This window comes from Brachybacterium avium, from assembly GCF_002216795.1.
GTDB classification, from domain to species: domain Bacteria; phylum Actinomycetota; class Actinomycetes; order Actinomycetales; family Dermabacteraceae; genus Brachybacterium; species Brachybacterium avium.
In genome coordinates this window covers 51,721-68,193 of the sequence record NZ_CP022316.1, presented here as the reverse complement: position 1 = coordinate 68,193, position 16,473 = coordinate 51,721, and the positions used below count along the sequence as shown (strand labels likewise).

14 protein-coding genes, 1 tRNA gene and 1 pseudogene are annotated in these 16,473 nt (G+C 68.3%); 3 read left to right on the top strand and 13 right to left on the bottom strand.

The annotated features are described in order from the left end of the window. Positions 1-30: 30 nt before the first annotated feature. Positions 31-822, top strand: coding sequence for a ParA family protein (locus tag CFK39_RS00305; RefSeq protein WP_089063791.1), 792 nt, complete (start codon positions 31-33; stop codon positions 820-822). A 109-nt stretch (positions 823-931) separates the two neighbouring features. On the opposite strand, the gene CFK39_RS00300 is transcribed toward CFK39_RS00305, so the two are convergent. From CFK39_RS00300 to CFK39_RS00275, 6 genes are all read right to left on the bottom strand, one after another. Next, entirely contained in the window at positions 932-1,516 is a 585-nt protein-coding gene (locus CFK39_RS00300; protein WP_089063790.1) for a MerR family transcriptional regulator, read from the bottom strand. Positions 1,517-1,645: 129 nt separating this feature from the next. Beyond that, positions 1,646-2,275, bottom strand: a complete 630-nt coding sequence (ftsR, locus tag CFK39_RS00295) for a transcriptional regulator FtsR (protein WP_245822737.1) — start codon at positions 2,273-2,275, stop codon at positions 1,646-1,648. Between the two features lie 67 nt (positions 2,276-2,342). Beyond that, positions 2,343-2,786, bottom strand: a complete 444-nt coding sequence (locus CFK39_RS00290; RefSeq protein ID WP_089063788.1) for an FHA domain-containing protein — start codon at positions 2,784-2,786, stop codon at positions 2,343-2,345. 126 nt (positions 2,787-2,912) lie between these two features. Beyond that, positions 2,913-3,665: a DUF881 domain-containing protein gene (locus tag CFK39_RS00285; protein ID WP_089063787.1), complete on the bottom strand. Its 753-nt coding sequence runs from the start codon at positions 3,663-3,665 to the stop codon at positions 2,913-2,915. Further along, positions 3,662-3,994 (bottom strand): small basic family protein, encoded by a 333-nt coding sequence (locus CFK39_RS00280; RefSeq protein WP_089063786.1) that lies wholly within the window; start codon positions 3,992-3,994, stop codon positions 3,662-3,664. Before CFK39_RS00280 ends, CFK39_RS00285 begins: the two co-directional genes overlap by 4 nt. Next, positions 3,991-4,941 (bottom strand): DUF881 domain-containing protein, encoded by a 951-nt coding sequence (locus tag CFK39_RS00275; RefSeq protein WP_089063785.1) that lies wholly within the window; start codon positions 4,939-4,941, stop codon positions 3,991-3,993. Before CFK39_RS00275 ends, CFK39_RS00280 begins: the two co-directional genes overlap by 4 nt. 209 nt (positions 4,942-5,150) lie before the next feature. On the opposite strand from CFK39_RS00275, the gene CFK39_RS00270 reads away from it, so the two are divergent. Further along, a tRNA-Pro gene (locus tag CFK39_RS00270) sits at positions 5,151-5,227 on the top strand. A gap of 41 nt (positions 5,228-5,268) precedes the next feature. On the opposite strand, the pseudogene narI reads toward CFK39_RS00270, so the two are convergent. The 7 genes and pseudogenes from narI to CFK39_RS00235 form a co-directional block, all read right to left on the bottom strand. Further along, positions 5,269-6,041: pseudogene (narI, locus tag CFK39_RS00265) on the bottom strand (respiratory nitrate reductase subunit gamma). Next, positions 6,038-6,832 (bottom strand): nitrate reductase molybdenum cofactor assembly chaperone, encoded by a 795-nt coding sequence (gene narJ / locus CFK39_RS00260; RefSeq protein ID WP_089063784.1) that lies wholly within the window; start codon positions 6,830-6,832, stop codon positions 6,038-6,040. Before narJ ends, narI begins: the two are co-directional and overlap by 4 nt. Then, positions 6,832-8,457 (bottom strand): nitrate reductase subunit beta, encoded by a 1,626-nt coding sequence (gene narH / locus CFK39_RS00255; protein WP_089063783.1) that lies wholly within the window; start codon positions 8,455-8,457, stop codon positions 6,832-6,834. The genes narJ and narH overlap by 1 nt, the downstream gene beginning before the upstream one ends. A 27-nt stretch (positions 8,458-8,484) precedes the next feature. Beyond that, a complete protein-coding gene (locus CFK39_RS00250) occupies positions 8,485-12,237 on the bottom strand; it encodes a nitrate reductase subunit alpha (RefSeq protein WP_089063782.1) in 3,753 nt (1,250 codons plus the stop codon). Between the two features lie 263 nt (positions 12,238-12,500). Continuing rightward, positions 12,501-13,253: a succinate dehydrogenase/fumarate reductase iron-sulfur subunit gene (locus tag CFK39_RS00245; RefSeq protein ID WP_089063781.1), complete on the bottom strand. Its 753-nt coding sequence runs from the start codon at positions 13,251-13,253 to the stop codon at positions 12,501-12,503. Further along, positions 13,250-15,193 carry a fumarate reductase/succinate dehydrogenase flavoprotein subunit gene (locus tag CFK39_RS00240; protein WP_089063780.1) on the bottom strand — a complete coding sequence of 648 codons (1,944 nt, stop codon included), beginning with the start codon at positions 15,191-15,193 and terminating at the stop codon, positions 13,250-13,252. Before CFK39_RS00240 ends, CFK39_RS00245 begins: the two co-directional genes overlap by 4 nt. After that, positions 15,193-15,861 (bottom strand): succinate dehydrogenase cytochrome b subunit, encoded by a 669-nt coding sequence (locus CFK39_RS00235; protein WP_218192261.1) that lies wholly within the window; start codon positions 15,859-15,861, stop codon positions 15,193-15,195. The genes CFK39_RS00240 and CFK39_RS00235 overlap by 1 nt, the downstream gene beginning before the upstream one ends. A gap of 200 nt (positions 15,862-16,061) precedes the next feature. Here CFK39_RS00235 and CFK39_RS00230 point away from each other — a divergent pair, with 200 nt between their 5' ends. Next, positions 16,062-16,424 (top strand): cupin domain-containing protein, encoded by a 363-nt coding sequence (locus CFK39_RS00230; RefSeq protein ID WP_089063778.1) that lies wholly within the window; start codon positions 16,062-16,064, stop codon positions 16,422-16,424. Positions 16,425-16,473 lie beyond the last annotated feature (49 nt).

The following is a 16,473-nucleotide window of genomic DNA, read 5'->3' as shown; positions in this document are numbered from 1 at the left end:
GTGCAGGCTCGGGTCGGTAGACTGGCGGATGTGTTCATCGTCAGTGTGTGTTCCCTCAAGGGCGGCGTCGGCAAGACGTCCGTGACCCTCGGCCTGGCCTCTGCCGCCCTCCATCAGGGGGTGAACACGCTCGTGATCGACTTCGATCCCCAGGGCGACTCCACCCTCGGCCTGCTCGGCGAGCCGGCCAGCAGCCTGGACATCGCAGAGGTGATCAGTTCACCGCGCACCGAGACCATCGACCGGGCGATCATCCCGACACCGTGGGCCGCCGATGCCGCCTCGCACCTGGACATCATCCCGGGATCGAGCCGTTCCGCGATCATGGACTCCCCCGCCCAGAGCGCGAAGGACGTCCGGCGCCTCCACCAGGCACTGGACAAGCGCACTCACCAGTACGACCTGGTGCTCATCGATTGCCCGCCCTCGCTCAACGGCCTCACGCAGATGGCGCTGGCCGCCTCGGATCGTGCACTGGTCGTCGCCGAGCCGGGTTTCTTCGCCGTGACCGCGGCGGATCGTGCGCTCAAGCTCGCCACCGAGATGCACGAGGACGGCATCGCTCCGCGCCTGCAGCCGCTGGGCCTGGCAGTGAACCGTTACCGGCCGCGCTCTGTCGAGCACCAGTACCGCCTGGCGGAGCTGCGGGAGCTGTTCGGGGACGTGGTGCTCGAGCCCGTGATCGAGGAGCGGGTGGGCCTGCAGCAGGCGCAGGGCGGTGCGGTGCCGCTGCACAAGTACGAAGGCGCCTCCGGGAAGCGGCTCACCGAGGACTTCGACGCCCTGCTGCGCACCGTGATGGATTCCCGGCAGAACTCCTGAACCACCGCCGCGCGGCGGCGCGTCCCGGCCCTGCACCCGGACCCGCATGACACAGAACGGCGAGCCCCTTCCCAGGGCTCGCCGTTCTGTGTGACGTGGGGTGGGGTGGTCAGCCCGCCTGGCGGGACCGACGACGAGCAGCCAGCTCGTCCTGCAGCGCGAGAGCCGCATCGTCGGCCGGATTGACGCCGGGCAGCACGGAGAGATCGTTCTCGACCTCGCGCCAGACCCTTCCCACGGCGATGCCGAACACGCCCTGCCCGCCCTGGACCAGGTCGAAGACATCCTCGGCGGAGGTGCACTCGTACACCGAGGCACCATCGCTCATCAGGGTGATGCCGGCCAGGTCGTCGATGCCGCGCTCGCGCAGAGCGCTGACGGCGACACGGATCTGCTGGAGGGAGACACCGGTGTCGAGCAGTCGCTTGACGACCTTCAGCACCAGGATGTCGCGGAAGCCGTAGAGGCGCTGGCTGCCGGAGCCGTGTGCGGCACGCACCCCGGGCTCGACGAGGCCGGTGCGTGCCCAGTAGTCGAGCTGGCGGTACGTGATCCCGGCGGCCTTGCAGGCGGCCGGGCCCCGGTAACCGAGTTCACCCGGGGTGTCCACCACATCGTCGAAGAGCACGCCCTGGGCAGGCTCTGCGGGGATGGTGGACTGTTCAGTGCGATCATCGCCTGGCGTGGCGTTCACAGCTACCTCCGGGTTCCGGCTCTCCGAGGGGGAAGGATGAGAGCACCTGACCAGGGTAGCGCGAAGAGTCCGCCGACCGACAGCAACGCGCCGCCTGAAGGTCACGGACAGGTGACGGCCCGGCGGGCCTCAGCTCTCCCGGAGCTTGGTCCTCAGCACCGCCCCGTGCAGGGCGATCATCGACTCCCCCAGGTCACGTGCGAAATCCTCGGCCTCGCCGCGTGCAGCGGAGTCACCGGAACGGGAACGGGGACGCGCCACGGAGCGGATCATGTGCGCTTCCCGCTCAGCGGCCGTGCGGAGCATCACCAGGTGCCGGGGGTGCAGGCCCTCGTCCGCCAGATCCCGGGCGGCGGTGACGATCTCGAGCTCGGTGGCACCGTAGAACAGCGGCCCTTCCGACAGCATCCCGAACTGCTCCAGCTCGACGAGGAACTCCTCCTCGACGCCGGCCTCGCGGGCCAGGCCCCGCCGGTCCAGCCGGACCGCCTGCAGGGTCGAGGTGGGGCCGGGCCGGGAGGCGATGGAGGTGACCTCGGAGTCGACCCCGTGCTCGAGCAGATGCTCCTTGATGACCTTGAGCGGCCAGAACCGATCACGCTGGGCCCGCAGCACGAAGCGGAGCCGGTCCACGTCCTCGCGACAGTACTTGCGGTACCCCGCTGCGGTGCGCTCGGGCGCGATCAGACCCTCGGACTCGAGATAGTGGAGCTTGGAATGCGCGAGCTCCGGGAACTCGTCGCGCAGGATCTCGAGCACCTGGCCGATGCTGAGCCGAGAGGCTGTGGACGAGCTCAGCCTGCGCGAGGCAGAAGCCGGCATCGAGTCAGACCGTCCCGTTGAACGCGTAGTAGGTCAGCCGATACTTCCCGATCTGCACGTCCTGACCGGATTGCAGGCGTGCTTCGTCCACGCGGTCCTTGCCGACATAGGTGCCGTTGAGTGATCCCAGATCTCTCACCAGGAATCCCTCCCCGTCACGGACGAAGGCCGCGTGCTTGCGCGAGACCGTCACATCGTCGAGGAAGATCTCGCACTTGGGGTGACGGCCCGCGACGGTGGTCTCGGAGTCGAGCAGGAAGCGCGCCCCGAGGTTCGGGCCCTTCCGCACTATGAGCAGCGCGCTGCGCGGGGGCAGGTTCTCGATCGCCCGGCGATCCTGCGACGAGAGACCGGGCTCGGCATCGTCCACGGGATCGTTGGGCGAGATCGCGCTCAACTTCGACGTGTGGTCGAGATTCTCGTCGTTCCACTCGGTGTTCCCTGACACCGCGCACCCCTTCCTGGCCTGCTGCGGATCCTGTGCGATGAGCGCAGAGGATTCGGCACCGTCATCTTCGCATGCCCGAGGCGGTCGGCGGGGACTTCCGAGCCACGTGGGGACAAGAATTGACGATCATTTGACCACCCGAGAATGCTCCGGGGTGCTGAGCTCCACCGTGGCCTCGATCCGCACGTCGTCATCGGCGTTCGCCGCGAGGCTCCCGCCGTCGCCGGCGACCGAGTCGGCGGCCCCGCCGGGGATCTGCAGCGCGGGCTCCATCACCGAGGGGTCCCCGATCGCCCGCACCACATAGGGCGCATCGACAGCGGTCCCGTCCACCTGCAGCCGACCGTCGGCACCCGTGGTGATGGAGGTCGAGGCGACCACCCGCACGTCGCCGATCTGGATCACCTCCGCCCCCGCGTTGCGCAGCTCCTGGACCACGCCCAGCAGAGTCGAGGCGCGCACGCCCTGAGCGGGATCGGCGATCGAGATGACGATGCCGCGGCCGTGGGCCGGCACGGTCCCGGCGAGGATCTCGAGGTCCGCCAGACGCTCCTCGGCGGCGTTCTGGGCCGCGACGTCGTCCTCCTGGCCGGATCGCAGCGTCTCCAGCGTGCGTTCGAGCTCCGCATTCTCGACCTCGAGATCGGCGGTGTGCCGACCGGACTCGTCCAGCAGCCGCACCAGCTCCTGCTGGCTGGCGCCCTCGAGGGAATCCTCGCTCTCGCGCACCTGAGCGGCGATCGACAGGCCCAGCAGCAGGCACAGCAGACCCACGATCACCTGGGCGAGGGACGCCTGCGGGCGCAGGGTGTCGCCCAGGCGCCGCCACACCAGCCTCTGCTGGTGCGTGGTCGTCGGCGTGCGGGTGCCGTCGCTCATGAGCGGAACAGAAGACGCCGGATCGCGGCGGCATTGGAGAAGATGCGGATGCCCAGCACCACGATGACCGCGGTGGAGAGCTGCGAGCCGACCCCGAGCTGATCACCGAGGAAGACGAGGAACGCGGCGATCAGCACGTTGAACAGGAACGAGGTGATGAAGACGTGTGAGTCGAAGGCACCGTCGAGGCTGGCTCTGAGGCCACCGGCCAGGGTGTCCAGCGCGGCGACCACGGCGATGGGCAGGTAGGGCTGCAGGACGACGGGCACGTCCGGCTGGACGACGACGCCCAGCACGATGCCCAGCACCAGTCCGATGATGGCGATCACGGGGAGTCCTCCTCGGGGCCGCGCGTCGCGGCAGTCGTTGGGGTGGTCGACGGCTGCTGGGAAGGGACCGTCTCGGAAGCCGCGTCCCCGCCCGCCTCCAGGATCGAGGCCTCCCGCAGGGTGCCGCTGGACCGCGCGGGGACCGTGAGCTCCTCCGCGTCCTCCCACGACCTGCGGACGCCATAGCGGGTGGAGATCTGCTGGAGGTACTCCCCCGCCTCCGATTCCTCGAACTCGGTGCGCAGCTGCTGGGGATCACCGAGAGCGGTGATGCGGTACGGAGGCGACAGGGGGCTGAAGTCGACCAGCACCGCAGAGCCGGCGGTGCGGATCGCCGTGGTGGGACCGACCCGCTGCCCGTTCACGGCGATCGCCTCGGCGCCGGCCGCCCACAGCCCGTTCACGGCGATCTGCAGGTCCCCATCGGTGACCCGGTTGACGGTGCCGGTGCTCACACCCGGGCTCGCGGGCAGCGGGACGGAGTCCTCGATCTCGAGCACCAGGCCCGGGCCGGACAGCGCCACGCCGGTGCCTGCGGTCTCGAACGCCTCCAGACGTTCTGCGGCACCGGCATCCCCCTTCTCCAGCACGGAGGCCTGCGCGTCGGTGATCTGCCCCTCGAGCTCCGCGCGGCGCTGCTCGAGCTGCTCCGTCTCGGTGCGGGTCTCGCGGACCTCCGTCTCGAGCAGGGTTCGGGGGCTGTCCTCCGCGGCGGCCTCGTGGCGCAGGTCCACCACGGAGACGGCGACCGCGAAGCCGAGGAGCAGGGCCAGCAGCAGCGTGACGACCCTGGTGTACCGGTTATCCGGCGGTGCCGCCTCGGCGGCCGGGTGCTGATGCGGGCGCAATGGGGCCACGCTGTACGGATTCGCGGTCAGGGCGCGCAGCAGCGAGGTCGGCGAGTACGGGGTCTCGCCGTGGGGAGTCTGATGCCCGGCCTCTTGCATGACAGCAGTGTAGGAGCGGGGCCTGCACAGATCCGGCAGACCCGCAGGGCCCAGGCCCCGTGGGTCTGCCGCGCCCCTGCCGGGCGGGCCGGAGTTCGGTGGCCCCGTCATAGGTGCCGCAGGTCACGCACCTGTCGATTCGCCCTTCGGGCCGAAGTCGGGGTACTGTATTCCTCGGTCCTCCGGTCACGGAGGGCTCCGCATTATTGCGGGCTGTGGCGCAGCTTGGTAGCGCACCTGACTGGGGGTCAGGGGGTCGCAGGTTCAAATCCTGTCAGCCCGACCATCGGCCTGGGCCGTGTCATCGTTTCCGGACGATGGCGCGGCTCAGGTCTTTTTTCGTCGCCGTGCGGTCGCGGGCCCCGGCACCGCGGGGATGTCGCTCTTCTCCCAGCCCGGGCGCGGCTTCCGCTCGGAGTCGTCCCGGGACCGGTACAGGATGTACGGGCGGTTCAGGTAGCCGAACGGGATGGTGAATGCGTGGACCAGGCGGGAGAACGGCCAGATCGCGAACAGCACCAGCGCCATCAGCACGTGCAGCTGGAAGAACAGCGGCGCCGCCGCCATCAGGGACGGATCCGGGTTCAGGGTCCAGAAGTTCCGGAACCAGATCGACAGTCCCTCCCGATAGTTGTACGAATTCTCGAGGTTGAACAGGGTCGCTGTGATCCCCAGCAGGATGGAGAGCCCCAGCAGGCCGAACATGATCTTGTCGCCGACCGGGGTCACGGTCTTGACGCGGTCGTTGGTGGTGCGTCGCCAGGCGAGGATCATGATGCCGCCGGCGGTGACCGCCGAGGCGACGATCCCCATCCCGAAGGCCCCCAGTGGTACATCGACTCGGTGATGCCGACCGCGTCGGTCCATCGCTGCGGGATCAGCAGTCCCATCAGATGGCCGAAGAAGACGGCGATGATGCCGTAGTGGAACAGGGGCGAGCCGAACCGGAGCAGCTTGGATTCGTAGAGCTGGCTGGACCGGCTGGTGACCGTGTACTGGTCCGTTCGGAAGCGCCACACGTGGCCGAGGATGAAGATCGCCAGCACAAAATAGGGCAGAACCGTCCAGAGCAGGATGTCCAGCGTCGTGTCATCACTCATCGTCGGGGGCCTTTCGTCAGTTCGATCGGGACGGCACCCGCGGTGGCGTCGTGATCGCAGGAGGACGGGGCGGCCATGGTGTGGGCGGCGACCGCTGCGGCGTCCTCTTCCTGCCCGTAGCCGTCCAGCCCCACGGTCTCGTCGTCGGGGCCCTCGGCCGCCAGACGCATCACGGCCTCGCGGTCCTCCATATCCAGCGGTGGCAGCGTCTCCGAGATCGCCTCGAGGACGCCGTGCCACGGTGAGTCGATCTCCTGCAGGTGGATCCGCAGCAGCTCCAGGCCGGGACGGTTGGTGCGCAGGATCTTCGCGCCCCGCTCCGCGTCGTACGCGGCGGCGAACTCGAGCACGGTGGGCAGGTGGTCGGGCAGCTCGTTGTTGCCGACCTCGGCCCCCGCGGCGCGGAAGTCCTGCTTGATCCGGACCAGGGCCATGCCGCGGCGGCGGGTATCCCCCTGGCTGAAGTAGGTCAGGTACAGGCATCCGCGGCGGCGGGTGTCGAAGGTGTCGACATAGCGGGACTGCAGCTCGGTCAGCGGGAGTGCTCCGATCGCCTCGAGACCGGCGAGCAGGCCGGATCCCGTCTGCTCGGGCAGATCCTCGGCGAGCCGGCGGATCACGTCGGCCTGTCCGAGCAGGGCGGCATCGGGGTACCCGAGCAGCCAGGAGGCGCAGATCCAGGTGGCCCGCAGCTCGGCGTCGGACAGACCGGAGGCGTGCAGGGGATCTCGCTTCTGCGCCAGGGGCACCTCGGCCCCGCGGCGCTCGAGCACACGGGAGAGCAGTCCCATCAGGCACCCCCGGCGGTCGGTTCGGGGAACAGCCCCTGTGGAAGTCCCTTGCCGTCCCAGTTCAGCAGGTTGACCCGGCCCTCGCCCGGGCTCGGCACGTTGCCCTCCTCGCGCTTGCTCGCATATCCGGGACCCGCCATGCCCGCGCCCTCGGCCTCCGCCGCCATCCCGGGCCCTCCCTCACTGTTCAGCGGGCAGTCGGTGCCGATGCCCTCCAGGTTGTGGGCGGACTCGCCGTGGCCTCGCGGGATGACGTAGCGCTCGTCGTACTTGGCGATCGCGAGCAGCCGATACATGTCCCGCATCGTCTGGCCCGTCATGGCGACCGCATTGGCGATGCCCTCCTTGGGTTCCCGGCCCAGGTCCACATCGCGCATGTAGGAGCGCATCGCGGCCATGCGGTACAGCACGCGCTCCACGGTCGGGACATCGCCGGCGGTGAACAGGTTCGCCAGATATTCGACCGGGATCCGCAGGGTGTCGATCGCTGCGAACAGGTTGTCGGCGTCCTCGGCATCGAAGCCGCTGTCGGCCACGGAGTCCACCACCGGCGACAGCGGCGGGATGTACCAGACCATCGGCAGGGTGCGGTATTCCGGGTGCAGGGGCAGTGCGACCTCGTACTCCTTGATCAGCTTATAGATCGGCGAGTTCTGCGCAGCCAGGATCCAGTCGTAGGAGATGCCGCCCTTCTCGGCCGCCGCCATCACCTCCGGGTCGTACGGGTCCAGGATCAGGTCCTTCTGCGCTTCGTAGAGGTCCTTCTCGTCGGGCGTCGAGGCCGCGTCGGTGACGCGATCGGCGTCGTACAGGACGAGGCCGATGTAGCGCAGGCGCCCGACGCAGGTCTCGGCGCAGATGGTCGGCTCCCCGAGCTCGAGCCGGGGATAGCAGAAGGTGCACTTCTCGGCCTTGCCGGTCTTGTGGTTGAAGTAGACCTTCTTGTACGGGCAGCCGGAGACGCACATGCGCCATCCACGGCAGTCGTCCTGATCGACCAGCACGACGCCGTCCTCGCTGCGCTTGTAGATGGCGCCCGACGGGCAGGCGGCCACACAGGTGGGGTTCATGCAGTGCTCGCAGATCCGCGGCAGATAGAACATGAAGGTCTGGTCGAACTCGAGCTGGACCTTCTCCTCGATCCCCCGGATCATCGGGTCCTTGTCCTTGTTGGCGTAGGTCCCGCCGAGGTCGTCGTCCCAATTGCCCGACCACTGGATATCGATCGGCTTGCCGCTGATCTGGGATTTCGGCGGTGCCGTGGGGATGTTCTGCTGCGCCGGGGCGTTCAGCAGGTTGTCGTACTCGTAGGTCCAGGGCTCGTAGTAGTCGTCGATGCCGGGCAGCAGCGGGTTCGCGAACAGGGTCAGCAGCTTCTTCAGCCGGCCGCCGCCCTTCTGGCGCAGCTTGCCGCGCTTGTCCAGCTCCCAGCCGCCCTTCCATTTCTCCTGGTCCTCGTAGCCACGGGGATATCCCTGCCCGGGCCGCGTCTCGACGTTGTTGAACCACATGTACTCGGTGCCATCACGGTTGGTCCATGCCTGCTTGCAGGTCACGGAACAGGTGTGGCAGCCGATGCACTTGTCCAGGTTCATCACCATGGACATCTGGGCCATGACGCGCATGCCGCTCCTCCTCCTGTTCTCCGGTGCTCAGTACTCGACGGGGACGGTGCGTCTGCGGATCACGGTGACCTCGTCACGCTGCGTCCCGGACGGTCCGATGTAGTTGAAGCCGTAGGAGAGCTGGGCGTACCCACCGATCAGGTGCGACGGCTTCAGCATGAGCCGGGTCAGCGAGTTGTGGATGCCGCCGCGCTTCCCGTCCCGCTCGGTCAGCGGCACGCCGATGATCCGCTCCGGGGCGTGGTACATGAATGCGGTGCCCTGCGGCATCCGATGGCTGACGATCGCACGGGCCGCGACGACGCCGTTGCGGTTGACCGCTTCGATCCAGTCGTTGTCGGCGATGCCCACGGCCTCGGCGTCCTCGACGCTCATCCAGATGGTTTGCCCGCCGCGGGACAGGTTCGTCATCGGCGAGGTCTCGACATAGGTCGTGTGGATCGACCACTTGCTGTGCGGGGTCAGGAACCGCACGCTGATCCCGGGCGAGGCGCCGTCGTGCGTGGTCTCCCCGATGCCCACCTCCCCGAACAGGGCCGTCATGCTCAGCGGCGGGCGGAACACGGGCATCGCCTCCCCGGTCTCCAGCATCCAGTCGTGATCGAGGTAGAAGTGCTGCCGCCCGGTCAGGGTGTGCCAGGGCTTCATCCGCTCGACGTTGATGGTGAACGGGCTGTAGCGGCGCCCTCCCGATTCCGAGCCGGACCACTCCGGGCTGGTGATCACCGGTTGCGGAGAGGCCTGGGTGTCCGAGAACTCGATGGTCCTGCCCTCGGCCTCGGCCGAGAGGTCGTGCAGCTGGGTCCCGGTGCGCTCCTCCAGGGTCTTGAACCCCTCGGTCGCCATCTTCCCGTTCGTGGTGCCGGACAGCGCGAGGATGAACTCTGCGGCCTGCCGGTCGGTGCGCAGCAGCGGCTGCCCTGCCCCGACGCCGGAGCGTGCCGTCCCGTTGAGCCCGCGCAGGCGCTCGACATGCTCGGTGACGTCGAAGGTCAGTCCCTTGGTGGTCATCCCCAGGGTCTCCAGCAGCGGGCCGGCGGAGGTGAACTTCTCGTGGATCGCCGTATAGTCGCGCTCCACCTCCATGAAGTTCGGCATGGTCCTGCCCGGCACGGCTTCGCACTCGCCCGCCTTCCAGTCCCGTACGCGACCGTGAGGGTTCGCGAGCTCGCCGCGCGAATCGTGCTGCATCGGGTGGGCGACCACGTCGGTCCGGGTCCCCAGGTGCTCCACCGCGAGTTCGCTGAACTTCTTCGCGATCGTCTCCCAGGCCTGCCAGTCGGTGCGCGCCTCCCAGGGGTTCTCGATCGCCGGGCTGAAGGAGTTCACGTAGGGGTGCATGTCCGTGGTGGACAGGTCATGCTTCTCGTACCAGGTCGATGCCGGCAGGATCACGTCGGAGTGCAGGGTGTGCGTGGTCATCCGGAAATCCAGGGTCAGCATCAGATCGATCTTGCCGGTGGGCGACTCCTCCCGCCATCGCACGTCCCGGGGCCGGAACTCCTCCGGGGTCTCCTCGACGTCGAGGGCGTCCTCCGTGCCGATCACGTGCCGGAAGAAGTACTGCTCCCCCTTCGCCGAGGAGCCGAGGGTGTTCGCGCGCCAGACCGACCAGATGCGCGGATAGTTGTTCGGCGCATCCGGATCCTCGGCCGCGAAGTTGATCTCTCCCTGTTTGAGCGCGTCCACCAGGTACGGGACGGTCTCCTGACCCGCTGCGGCGGCACGGCCGGCGACATCGAGGGAGTTGATGTCGAACTGGGGATAGAACGGCTGCCAGCCGAGCCGCTGGCTGAGCGCGATCGTGTCGGCGATCGAGGTGCCCGCGAAGCGTCCGGTGCCCGTCGTCGCGGCAAAGGTGTCGGTCCCGAACTGGTCGTAGCGCCACTGGCCGGAGTGGATGTACCAGTAGGGGGTCTGCGTCGCCTGACGCGGCGGGCGCGACCAGTCCAGGGCCATCGCCAGATGCGTGAATCCGGTGAGCGGGCGCACCTTCTCCTGACCGACGTAATGGGCCCAGCCGCCGCCGTTGACGCCCTGGGTGCCGCACAGCATCGTCAGCGTCAGGAAGGTGCGGTAGATGGTGTCGGAGTGGAACCAATGATTGGTGCCCGAGCCCATGATGATCATGGAGCGGCCGCCGGAGTCGAGCGCGTTCTGGGCGAACTCGCGCCCGATCTTCGCCGCCGTCCCGGCGGGGACACCGGTGACGGTCTCCTGCCAGGCGGGGGTGCACAGGGCCTCGGCATCGTCGTAGCCCGACGCCCACTGGCCCGGCAGGCCGTCGCGGCCGACGTTGTACTGCGCCAGCATCAGGTCGTAGACGGTGGTGATCAGACGGTCCCCGTAGCGGCGCACCGGGACACCGCGCACCGCGTCGCCGCGGCCCTCGACGCCCGTGGTGTCGAAGCGCGGCACGAGGATCTCGACCACGTCCTCATGCCGTCCCAGCATCGTCAGCGCCGGCTCGATGTCGCCGAGCTCGAGGTTCCACGCTCCGAGTCCCTCGTCGTTGTAGCGATGGCCGACGGTGCCGTTGGGGACCACCGGCACCTCGGTGACGGTGTCGAACATCATCGGTTTGAAATCGGCATCCGCGCTGTTGCGCACGGAGCCCGCGTCGATGTCGTCATCCGCGGCGACGACGAACTTGCCGGGCACCAGTGAACCGTCCTCGCGGCGATCCAGCGCCACCAGGAACGGAAGGTCCGTGTAGTGCTTGACATAGTTGTCGAAGTACGGCGTGGTCCGCTCCACGAAGAATTCGCGCAGGATCGTGTGGCCCATCCCGATCGCGAGTGCGGCATCGGTGCCCGGGTGCGGAGCCAGCCACTGGTCGGCGAACTTGACCGACTCGGCGTAGTCCGGTGCGACCGAGATGACCTTCTGGCCGTGATACCGGGCCTCGATCATGTAGTGCGCGTCCGGGGTGCGGGTCTGCGGGACGTTGGAGCCCCACATGATCAGGTAGGAGGAGTTCCACCAGTCCCCCGACTCCGGCACATCGGTCTGGTCTCCCATCACCTGCGGCGAGGCCAGGGGCATATCGGCGTACCAGTCGTAGAAGCTCAGCATCGGGGCGCCGATGAGCTGATGGAACCGGGAACCGGAGGCGAAGGACCCCTGGCTCATCGCCGGGATCGGGGAGAACCCGGCGATCCGGTCCGGCCCGTACTCCTTGATGGTGTGGACGTGGGCTGCAGCGATCAGCTCGACGGCCTCGTCCCACGAGGCCCGCACCAGACCGCCCTTGCCCCGCTGTGACTTAAAGCGGAGTGCCTTCTCCGGGTCGTCCACGATCGACTGCCAGGCCAGCACCGGGTCACGGCCCGGGACCGTGTCCTTGGCCTCGCGGAACAGCTGCATCAGCTCGGCGCGCACATACGGATAGCGCACACGGGTCGGTGAGTACGTGTACCAGCTGAACGAGGCGCCTCTCGGGCAGCCGCGCGGCTCGTACTCCGGCATGTCGGTGCCCACCGAGGGGTAGTCCGTCGCCTGAGCCTCCCAGGTGATCACACCGTCCTTGACGAACACCCGCCAGGAACAGGACCCGGTGCAGTTCACGCCATGAGTCGACCGCACCACCTTGTCGTGGGACCAGCGCTCCCGATAGAACGAATCGGCGGTGCGTCCCCCCTGCTTGTGGAGCTCGCGGTTGTCCTCGGTCATCCTCCCACTGGGGGTGACGAGCCTGCGGCTCCCGATCAGGGCGTCGATCAGGGAGTCGTCGATCTTCCCGCCTCGCGGTCGATCTCGAGATGCGTCCTGGGCATTCATACGGCTCCCTTCGTCGCGAATCCCGAGACGACGGGAGCAGTGCCCTGGACCGGCGGCACCGTCCCCACGCTGCGCTGCGCATCCGCGCCGAGCACTGCACGATGACCTGATGCAAGCCCGACACTCGGGAGACTACGTTAGATTCATCACTGCTTCGAGGTTACAGCGGGAAACGCTCGGATGGGGTGGTTCACAGACGTCGTGTCGGAGCCGCTGCTGAGAACGCGGTGGATCCATAACGGGTTCGCAGGCCCCGGCACCGGTCAGGAGTAGTGGCCGCGGGAGAGCGCACCGAGCACATCGGAGCTGGTCTGCGAGATCATGTCCAGCGGGATGCCCGCGGGGCACACCGCCGTGCACTCCCCGATCTGGGTGCAGCCGCCGAAGCCCTCGGCATCATGCTGCTCGCTCATCGCCACGGCGCGGGAGTCCCGTTCGGGCTGGCCCTGCGGCAGGGAGCCGAGGTGCGTGATCTTCGCCCCCAGGAACAGCGACGCCGAGCCGTTGGGGCAGGCGGCCACGCAGGCGCCGCAGCTGATGCAGGCCGCGGCATCGAAGGCGCGGTCGGCATCCTCACGCGCCACGGGAGTGGAGTTGGCCTCGGGGGCGGATCCCGTCGGCGCCGTGATGAAGCCGCCGGAGGCGACGATCCGGTCCAGCGCACTGCGGTCGACCACGAGGTCCTTGAGCACCGGGAAGGCACCGGCGCGCCACGGTTCGATGTCGATCTCCTGCCCGTCCTCGAAGTGGCGCATATGCAGCTGGCAGGTGGTGGTCAGCGCCTCGGGACCATGGGCTATCCCGTCGATCACGACCCCGCACATCCCGCAGATGCCCTCCCGGCAGTCATGGTCGAAGGCGACGGGGTCCTCCCCCTGTGCGGTGAGCTCTTCGTTGAGCACGTCGAGCACCTCGAGGAAGGACATCTCCGGGGAGATGTCCCCGACCCGGTAGGGCACCATCCTGCCCGTCGCCTCGCTGTGCGCCTGGCGCCAGATGTTCAGCGTGAGTCTCATGTGTAGCTCCTCTGCGTCAGCTCGACATGCTCGAACTCGAGATGCTCCCGGTGCAGCTGCGGCGGCGAGCCGTCCCCGGTGAACTCCCAGGCGGCCACATAGGTGAAGTCCTCGTCGATGCGCTGGGCCTCACCGCCCTCGGTCTGACTCTCCGTGCGGAAATGGGCACCGCAGGACTCCTCGCGGTGCAGTGCGTCGATGCACATGAGCTCGGCGAGCTCGAAGAAGTCCGCGACCCGCCCGGCCCGCTCGAGCGTCTGGTTCAGCTCCTCTCCCCTGCCGGTGACCCGCACATCGCTCCAGTACGCCTCGCGCAACGCACGGATCTGGGTGATCGCCCGCTGCAGGCCCTCCGCGCTGCGCTCCATGCCGCAGTGCTCCCACAGGATCGCGCCGAGCTCACGGTGGAAGGAGTCCACCGAGCGGCTGCCCTGGACAGCGAGCAGCGCGTCGATACGAGTGTGCACGTCCTCCACGGTCCGCTGCGCCTCCGGATGCGTGGAGTCGATCTCGGCGGGCAGCGGGTGAGAGGCGAGATAGTCGGTGAGGGTGTTGGGCAGCACGAAGTAGCCGTCGGCCAGCCCCTGCATGAGGGCGCTGGCGCCGAGGCGGTTCGCGCCGTGGTCGGAGAAGTTCGCCTCCCCGATGACGAAGAGGCCCGGCAGCGAGCTCTGGAGGTCGTAGTCGACCCACAGCCCGCCCATCGTGTAGTGGATCGCCGGGTAGATGCGCATCGGCACCTGGTAGGGATCCTCGCCGGTGATCTTCTGGTACATGTCGAACAGGTTCCCGTACCTGTCCTCCACGGTGCCGCGGCCCAACCGTTCCAGCGCATCGGCGAAGTCGAGGTAGACGCCGCGACCGCCGGGCCCGACCCCATGCCCCGCATCGCACTGATTCTTCGCGGCGCGGGAGGCGACATCGCGCGGCACCAGGTTCCCGAAGGCGGGATACTGCCGCTCCAGGTAGTAATCGCGCTCCGACTCGGGGATCTCGCGCGGGTCCCGGGCATCCCCCTTCTGGACCGGGACCCAGATCCGTCCGTCATTGCGCAGGGACTCGCTCATCAGGGTCAGCTTCGACTGGTGCTCGCCGCTGACCGGGATGCAGGTGGGATGGATCTGGGTGAAGCAGGGATTGGCGAAGTAGGCGCCCTTGCGGTGTGCGCGCCAGGTCGCGGTGACGTTGCAGCCCATCGCATTGGTCGAGAGGTGGAAGACGTTGCCATAGCCTCCTGAGGCGAGCACGACCGCATCGGCCAGGTGCGTCTCGATTTCGCCGGTGACCATGTCGCGCACGACGATGCCGCGGGCTCTGCCCTCGATGACGATGACCTCGAGCATCTCGTGGCGGGTGTGCATCTGCACGGTGCCCGCATCGATCTGCCGCTCCAGCGCCTGGTAGGCGCCGAGCAGGAGCTGCTGACCCGTCTGCCCACGGGCATAGAAGGTGCGGGAGACCTGCACGCCGCCGAAGGAGCGCGTGCTCAGCAGTCCTCCGTATTCGCGGGCGAATGGCACCCCCTGTGCCACGGCCTGGTCGATGATCGCCTCGCTGACCTGGGCCAGGCGGTAGACGTTCGACTCGCGGGAACGGTAGTCCCCACCCTTGACGGTGTCGTAGAAGAGGCGGCGGATGCTGTCGCCGTCGTTGCGGTAGTCCTTCGCGGCGTTGATCCCGCCCTGGGCGGCGATGGAGTGTGCCCGCCGCGGGCTGTCCTGATAGCAGAACACCGACACCTGGTACCCGGCCTCCCCGAGGGTCGCCGCGGCGGAGCCGCCGGCCAGGCCGCTGCCCACCATGATCACCGAGCGCCGGCGGCGGTTCGCCGGGCTGATCAGGCTCGCCTCGAACCGCCGCGCGTCCCAGCGGTCCTGGATCGGCCCGTCCGGGGCCTTGGTGTCGACCACGGGATCGCCCACCGAGAACAGCGCACTCATCACGTCACCATCCCGAACTGGATCGCCAGCGGCGGGAGCAGGAACCCGAGGATGACCACCGCCGTGACCAGGTACGCCATCAGGTTCAGGTGCCGGCGCCGCCGCACGCCGGTATTGACCCCCAGGGAGGCGAAGGCGCTCCAGACCCCGTGCCGCAGATGCAGGCCGAGCGCCAGCAGGGCGATCAGGTAGGACAGGGTCACCCACCAGATCGAGAATCCACCCACCATGCGCTCGTACGGGCTGTCGGAGGCGCCGCCGGGGGCGATCACGTTCACCGTCAGGTGCAGGAGGTGGTAGACCACGAAGAGCCCGATCACGATCCCGCCCCAGCGCATGGTGAACGAGGCGTACGTCCGCTGGACCCCGCGCGGGGACTTCTTCGTCGCGTAGCGGCGGCTTCCGCGGCCGCCCGTCGCGGCACGCATGCGGTGCCAGAGCACGAACGCCGCCCCGATATGGGCGAGCACGCTGAGCAGGAGGAGGATCCGGAGGATCCACAGCGCCCCGGCATGCGGCAGGAACGGCTCACCCAGCGTGCGCAGGTGGGCGGCATAGCTGTCGAAGGCCTCCGCGCCGGAGAAGACCTTGAGGTTCCCGTACATATGCGCCAGCAGGAACAGCACCATGATGATCCCGGCCGCCGCCATGACTGCGTGCAGGAGCACAGAGCTGCCGCGTATCGAGGTCCGGCGACGTGCCGGTGCGCGGACCACCATCGGCGCCACCCCCTCAGCTCACACTGTGTCACAGATCACTCTGACAAGGTTTTCGCGTTTCAGCAAGCGTGCGGACGGAACCTAGAGCTGCTGTGCCCTCTGTGCGCATTGCGAGAGCAAGATCACGCTCAGCATGCGACGATGGCTTCATGAAGAGGAAGATCTCGATCGAGGCCCTGGCCCGCCAGCAGATCAAGGCCGCGCAGCGCGCCGGTGGGCGCCGGGCGGCCGAGACCGTCTTCGGCGGGCACGAGAAGGTGCTGCGCCAGACCGTGATGGGCCTGCTCAAGGACGCGGAGATCGGCGAGCGGGAGAACCTCGACGAAGCGACGATCTACGTGCTCGAGGGTCGGGTCCAGCTGTGGGTCGGAGACGACTGCTGGGAGGCGAGGCAGGGAAGCCTGCTGGTCCTCCCCCAGGCGCGTCACCGGCTCGTGGCGATCATGGATTCCGCGCTGCTGATCACGGTGGCGAAACTGTCGACCAGCCCCGAGGAGCTGCCGACGGACTGACGGGCGAGCCCGCGCCGTCCCGGGTCCCGGAGCGGTGCGAGCCCTGGTC